The organism is Calothrix rhizosoleniae SC01 (assembly GCF_900185595.1).
Lineage (GTDB): Bacteria > Cyanobacteriota > Cyanobacteriia > Cyanobacteriales > Nostocaceae > Calothrix_A > Calothrix_A rhizosoleniae.
This window is the reverse complement of sequence record NZ_FYBH01000058.1, coordinates 1-7,272: the sequence shown is the minus strand read 5'-3', so window position 1 is coordinate 7,272 and position 7,272 is coordinate 1. Positions and strand designations below refer to the sequence as shown.

At 37.9% G+C, this 7,272-nt stretch carries 5 protein-coding genes; 4 read left to right on the top strand and 1 reads right to left on the bottom strand.

The annotated features are described in order from the left end of the window. Both aqpZ and CALSC_RS03370 read left to right on the top strand, forming a co-directional pair. On the top strand, positions 1–642 hold a 642-nt coding region (gene aqpZ / locus CALSC_RS03375), incomplete at its 5' end, for an aquaporin Z (RefSeq protein WP_088240010.1). Positions 643–1,132: 490 nt separating this feature from the next. Next, positions 1,133–1,315, top strand: a complete 183-nt coding sequence (locus tag CALSC_RS03370; RefSeq protein WP_088240009.1) for a chlorophyll a/b-binding protein — start codon at positions 1,133–1,135, stop codon at positions 1,313–1,315. 181 nt (positions 1,316–1,496) lie between these two features. Here the strand turns inward: CALSC_RS03370 and rpoD are convergent, their stop codons facing one another. Then, a complete protein-coding gene (gene rpoD / locus CALSC_RS03365) occupies positions 1,497–2,675 on the bottom strand; it encodes an RNA polymerase sigma factor RpoD (RefSeq protein ID WP_088240008.1) in 1,179 nt (392 codons plus the stop codon). A 1,725-nt stretch (positions 2,676–4,400) separates the two neighbouring features. On the opposite strand from rpoD, the gene gap reads away from it, so the two are divergent. Continuing rightward, the gene (gap, locus tag CALSC_RS03355; RefSeq protein WP_088240006.1) at positions 4,401–5,426 is read left to right on the top strand and encodes a type I glyceraldehyde-3-phosphate dehydrogenase; all 1,026 of its coding nucleotides are present in this window, start codon (positions 4,401–4,403) and stop codon (positions 5,424–5,426) included. 725 nt (positions 5,427–6,151) lie between these two features. Next, positions 6,152–7,156 carry a transaldolase gene (locus CALSC_RS03350; RefSeq protein ID WP_088240005.1) on the top strand — a complete coding sequence of 335 codons (1,005 nt, stop codon included), beginning with the start codon at positions 6,152–6,154 and terminating at the stop codon, positions 7,154–7,156. The last annotated feature ends 116 nt before the right edge of the window (positions 7,157–7,272 follow it).

Sequence of the window (7,272 nt, the reverse complement as noted above, 5' to 3'; positions counted from 1 at the left end):
TTAGGTTTCTTAGGTGTATCTCTAGCCTTTGGACTTACTGTCCTGACAATGGCTTATGCAATTGGTCATATATCTGGTTGTCACCTTAACCCCGCAGTTTCATTCGGTTTATGGGCAGGTAAGCGCTTCCCAGCCTCAGAATTACTGCCTTATATCATTTCTCAGGTTATAGGGGCTATTGTCGCAGGTGCACTTATTTACCTCATTGCCATTGGTCAAGATGGGTTTTCAGGATTTAGCGGTGCAAATCCTTTGGCTACCAATGGTTTTGGCGCTCATTCTCCAGGTGGATATAACTTATTAGCCTGTTTCATTGCTGAAGTTGTGATGACCTTTATGTTCCTCATAGTAATTTTAGGAGCAACTGATAGCCGCGCACCTCAAGGCTTTGCTCCAGCAGCTATTGGTTTGTGTTTGACCCTAATTCACTTAATTAGTATTCCTATCACCAATACTTCTGTGAATCCTGCTCGTAGTACAGGGGTAGCTTTATTTGCAGGTGCAGAATTATTTAGCCAACTCTGGTTGTTCTGGGTAGCTCCTATTCTCGGCGCAATTCTTGCAGGTTGGTTATACAATGCTTTGTTTACCGAATCTCGTCCTGCAAAACTCACAGCAGAAGATATGCAAAGTGTTCGTTAGTAGGATTGGGAAACCTGGAATAATTACCTAAGAATATTAATTCAGTACTTACCAACAAATATATTTCATCAATATTCAAGACATTGCAATGCAATGTCTTTTTATATTTGTAGATCACTTTTATCGCACTACGCAATTAAGGTGCGGATATTCTTGGAGGTCTCAACCTATGAACAGGAGACTTAGGTGATTTCTGAAAATAATTTTACCAATGACAAGGGCGCAAGCCTTACGCCCCTAAGATAAATTTGTAATCGTCTGGTAATCTTAATTCTGGAAATCTCCTTATTAATTACGACTTGTGTGTAGCGCCATACGATGCCATATTTTCCACAATTGAGGGAACTGTATTAAATTAAGAATTAAGTCCTTATGTTAACAATTCAACAAAATGGGCTCTACAAGTTTTGCATTGCTCATAAAAATTGTTATATTTATTCACATAAGGTAACTTAAATTTAGTAAAACATTTACTTCTGAGGTTCCAATCATGGAAGATACAACAAAAGTTTCTGCTCAACAAGTCAAAAATGATCGTAATGCTTGGCGCTGGGGCTTTACCCCTCAAGCAGAAATTTGGAATGGTCGTCTAGCAATGATTGGCTTTTTTACAGCAACTTTAGTCGAGATATTTTTTGGTGAAGGGCTAATGCATTTCTGGAGTGCTTTGTAAGCTCCATAGTTCAAGGTTGCTTCATGTTTATACAGAAATTCATCTCTCCATTAAACTATCAAGCTAGTGAATAGATGAATTTCTGAGATCGTTAATTGTTAAATAAAAAGAGGCAAAAATGAAGATTAACTCTTCTTTTCGCCTCTTAATTTTTGCTATGTTGGTAAATATTGCTAATAAATTAGCGGATATACTCTTTCAAGACACTGTTACGATTGGGGTGACGTAACTTACGCAGTGCTTTAGCTTCAATTTGACGAATACGTTCTCGGGTGACGTTGAAAATTTGTCCAATTTCTTCTAAAGTCTTCATGCGACCATCATCCAAACCATAGCGCAGTCTCAATACATCCCGTTCTCTGGGACTGAGGCTATCAAGAACTTTCTCTAAATCTTCCCTTAATAGATTCTTAGAAACTTGGTCTTCTGGTGTTTCACCATCGGATTCAATAAAATCACCTAAACGTGAATCTTCCTCTTTCCCAATGGGTGTCTCTAAAGAAATAGGTAATTGAGCAGATTTAGCAATAAACCGTAGCTTCTCAATAGTCATTTCCATACGGGTAGCAATCTCTTCCTCAGTAGGTTTACGACCCATTTCTTGAGAAAGTAACTTGGTAGTTTTCTTAATCCGGGATATAGTTTCGTAAAGGTGAACCGGAAGTCGGATAGTACGAGATTGATCTGCGATCGCTCGGGTAATTGCCTGACGAATCCACCATGTAGCATAAGTAGAGAACTTGTAGCCTTTTTCATGGTCGAACTTTTCAGCAGCCCGAATTAAACCTAGGCTACCTTCTTGAATCAGGTCTTGGAAAGATAAACCCCGATTCATGTATTTCTTGGCAATTGATACTACAAGACGCAGGTTGGACTGCACCATTTTATCTTTTGCCCTACGACCGACATGAAGACGATAGCGAAATTGGGGCAAAGGTATTTGTACTGCTTCTGCCCATTCACTATGTTTCGGTTCCCGTGCTAATTGATCATATAAGCGATCATACACTCGCTCCATTTCTAATAAATCGGCAATTTTTCTTGCCAATTCAATTTCTTCATCAGCTCGTAAGAGACGAATACGCCCAATTTCTTGCAGATAAAGACGAATAGAATCTTCAGTATAATGCTTTTTCTTTGCTTGTGAACGACGACGCGACTTGGCGGCTTTCCCAGACTTAGCGTCGTCTTCATCAGACTGAGTTTCTAAAAATTCATCTCCTTCGCCTTCATCATTAATTAGTAAGTCCTCTTCCTCTTCTTCTCCCTCTATCAAGAGTGCTTCTAACTCGACTTCAGGCTGATTTATTATTAGGTCAGGCTGATATATATTTTCGAGTACGTTGTTAGCCTGGTTCATGCCGCGTTCCTCATGCTCCTTGCAGAATCAATTACTCAAGACTTTTATTACCACTCTTAAAAGTATTGGCTAAATTTTTTAAGAGGGCGATTGGTTCATTTCCCTAAGATATTTGTGAGGATTAGTTCTCATGTTATATCTGAATCTTGCCTCAAGGCTGAGGCTATGCTTGCTGGTAGCTTCCCTATTTTTTAGAAAATGCCAGAGTTGTCACTTTTACTGACAAAATTTGACAAAGTAGCCTCAAAGATGACTTCATATATCAAAAGAATTACTACTCCTTACAAACACATTTTATGACTTGGGAAATATTTTTTGGTAAAGACTGTTCCGATTGTAGCTTGTTTCACAGAAATTGCGCTCTTTTCATGTATCAACTCAATAAAGTAATTAAGTACTTTTAGCCTGTTGTACCAAAAAGATATGACAAACGGTAGCCATTTCCTGACAATTTGTCCAAAACTTTGTGTAATGGTGACAATATTTTCAATACCTTTAAAATTAGGTACACTTGCTATCGTCAAATCCACTGTATTTTTAAAAACATACTTTACTTAGATGTAGTCAATTGTAGTCTCATTTCTGGATACAGAAAATAAGCTTGAATGCACTTATTTTTACAATTCCTTCATCTGTCGCTCAGTATAAATTGATATTAGGCGGAGGAAGAGAGTTACTTATTACTAAGATTCGGTTCATTATGTTCTCCACAAAAACCAGGAAATAGTAGTTAAAGATATTTTCTTGCTTGCAGTCAAAGAATATCCCACCCACTTATTTTTTTGTCTAAACGATTATAGTTTTGCTCTGACAACGCCGTAACCTTATTTTTCAACAGTTCCATAAGGGATGGGAATGCTGAATTAAAATTAGCCATTTGGGCTATTTAATTTAGTTTTAGCGGGAGAGCCTCTATTTACACGTTAGCGCACTGCTGAAAATTCACCCCTATGAAACTTGACAAGTTGTTTTTATTGTATACAAGGATATTTTAATCAATTCAGAACGAATTTGACAGTCAGGAATAACGATATTAGCTCAATTACGTCACAAATGTATAGAACAAATTCAAATTTATACCTTTTGTCAGAATATTCCAGAAATTATCGTTCATCTTCTGGAGCTTAAATAAATACCATTTGAGAGGGATTAGCTGGATTCAATCTCTAATTTTTGCAAGGGCGAAATAACCATTTACATGTATGATTTTTTCCATTGGTTATATAGAATATTATTTCTGACATCTATCTGAGGATATATATTTTTATGGTATGGTACCATAATTTATTCACAAAGATGATTGGTCAAGGAAAACCACCCCAGTAGGGAAGAATTATTTGGTAATGAAAATTGCCACACAAATACCTGTATTAATTATTTAACACCCGCTCTTGGTTACAAATCAAGGCAATAATTTGCCGGATCTTTGAGAATGTCGAATGTGAGATATTTTTTGTCAATACACTAGGGAATTATTTATCAAGCTAGCATCTGTAAATCTTGACAAACCTTAAAATATGCCAATCAAAATGGTTTTCGGCATCGGAGACTGTCAGTATCAGGTAAGAGCATTCTGGATTTTGCCGTAAGTTGAGCGAATCCACTCTTGCAGTCTCTGTTATGGGAATTTTATTCCGAGTTAGGGATTTCTACCACATGACAATCAAGCAAAAATTGTCTGGGTAATCACCCTGAATTAATTGTTGATGAATAGGAGTTTGATTCTTGAAAAAGTTAAAAGTTGGGATCAATGGATTTGGTCGGATTGGGCGATTGGTATTTCGTGCTGGAATCAACAATCCCCATGTAGAGTTTGTCGGTATTAACGACCTAGTAACCCCAGATAACCTAGCTTACTTATTGAAGTATGACTCAACCCATGGTACTTACAAAGGTACAGTGGAGGCAAAAGAAGATGGGATGGTTGTTGATGGCAAATTTATTCCTTGTGTATCTGTACGTAATCCAGCAGAATTACCTTGGGGTAAGTTGGGTGCAGATTACGTAATTGAATCCACAGGATTATTTACTACTCATGATAGTGCAGCAAGTCATCTACAAGCTGGAGCTAAACGAGTGGTAATTTCGGCTCCTACCAAAGATCCAGACAAGGTTAATACCCTATTGGTAGGAGTTAATCACCAATTATTTGATCCAGCAAAAGATGTGATTGTTTCCAATGCTAGCTGTACTACTAACTGCTTGGCTCCTGTTGCTAAAGTGATCAATGATAATTTTGGTTTAGCAGAAGGTTTGATGACTACTGTTCATGCTATGACTGCTACCCAGCCTACGGTGGATGGTCCAAGTAAAAAAGATTGGCGGGGAGGACGCGGTGCAGCACAAAATATTATTCCTTCCTCTACTGGTGCAGCTAAAGCCGTAGCATTAGTCTTGCCAGAATTGAAGGGTAAATTAACTGGTATGGCGTTTCGTGTGCCGACTCCCGATGTATCTGTAGTCGATTTAACCTTCAAAACAACTAAGGCTACAAGTTATAAAGAAATCTGTGAGGCAATGAAAGCTGCTGCCACAGGTGAAATGCCAGGTATCCTGGGATACACAGAGGAGCCAGTGGTATCCACAGATTTTCAAGGCGATCGCCATTCGAGTATATTTGATGCAGGTGCAGGCATGGAACTCAATTCCCACTTTTTTAAAGTTGTGTCGTGGTATGACAATGAATGGGGTTATTCCAATCGGGTCATTGATTTGATGTTGTCGATGGCACAAAAGGAAGGAATACTATAGTTCGCGCCTCAGAGAACTCCACAAAAAAGATGATCTAATATTGTGGATGGGCATCCTGCCCGTCCCTATTTTCTCAGAGCTATTTGTTTGAGAGCAAAATTTATGGGAAAACAACAATTTTTAGATTTTTTTTATATTTTCAAAACCATTGAAATACTGAATCAGTTTGTATACATAAATCTAATGGTTCTGACAACTATATAAATGATGATACATAGATAAGTAAACAATATATCAAACATCTTTATTAAAGATTAATTTATTTATTGGCAAAAAATAGAGTTGGTATCCAATTATCCCTGATTTTTATTATATTTTCTTAATAATTAACTACAACTTATCGAGGATTATAGATACTGGGAATTGGCTGAAAGTACTACTAATGCTTGGTATTAGTTGCGTAAATGTAACTATATAGGGGTAGGAATCAAGAAGAGTATATTTATTGATATGACTGCTTCATAAAATAGTAAAAGTAGCAAGATATTTTAACTAAAATGCATACAAGCTCACAGCCAATCTGGTCATGACTTGCCTAAAATAGTCCTAGGGGAATAAAACAGGAATATTTGCGAAATTGTTAAAGTGTAGTTGGTAATCAGTAATTAACAAGAATATAAATTCATCTACTATTGCCAATTACCCACTAACACAGATTCTAGGATTAGCAACATGAAAACAAGAATGATATTAATCCTGAATCAACCACACTCAAGGAGCTATGTATGTCTAAGAATTTATTAGAACAATTGCGGGAAATGACCGTTGTAGTAGCAGATACGGGAGATATCCAAGCAATTGAAAAGTTTACGCCTCAAGATGCAACTACCAATCCCTCCTTGATTACTGCTGCTGCACAAATGCCAGAGTATGAGGAAATTGTCGACCAGACTTTACTCCAAGCAAAGACAGATGCGGGAGCAAGTGCATCCCCCGGTGACATTGTGTCCTTGGCATTTGATCGCTTGGCTGTGTCCTTTGGATTGAAGATTTTGCAAATTATCCCTGGTCGAGTATCAACAGAGGTAGATGCGCGCTTATCTTATGATACCGAAGCTACCATTGCCAAAGCGAGGGAATTGATCGCTCAATATGAAACTGCTGGAGTGAATCGCGATCGCATTTTGATTAAAATCGCTTCTACTTGGGAAGGTATCCGGGCAGCAGAAGTACTAGAAAAAGAAGGTATCCACTGTAACCTCACCCTGTTGTTTGGCATACACCAAGCGATCGCCTGTGCAGAGGCTAAAGTAACTCTGATTTCTCCCTTTGTGGGCAGGATTCTTGACTGGTACAAGAAGGATACCGGACGAGATAGCTATCCTGCAGCAGAAGACCCAGGAGTTTTATCTGTAACCAAAATCTACAACTACTATAAGAAATTTGGTTATAAAACTGAGGTCATGGGAGCTAGCTTCCGTAATATAGGTGAAATTACCGAATTAGCTGGTTGCGATTTGCTAACTATCTCTCCTAAGCTATTAGGTGAGCTACAGGCTACCATTGGCGAACTACCCCGTAAACTGGATGCCACAAAAGCAGCAGCTATGAGCATTGAAAAGATGCCTATAGATAAAGTCATTTTTGACAAAATGCACGCTGAAGATCGGATGGCAAATGACAAACTAGATGAAGGTATTAAGGGCTTTACTAAAGCATTGGAAACCTTGGAGCAATTGTTAGCAGAAAAATTGGCGAAATTAGAAGCTGATTCTAAAGTTACTGCCTAGACAAAATCAGGCAGACAAGAAAAAATAAAAGGTAAATGGTAGAAGAAATCATTTTTTCCCTTTACCTTTTTTCTTATCTAGGGTCTGCTGAATAACTATGAAACATTTGATTTATC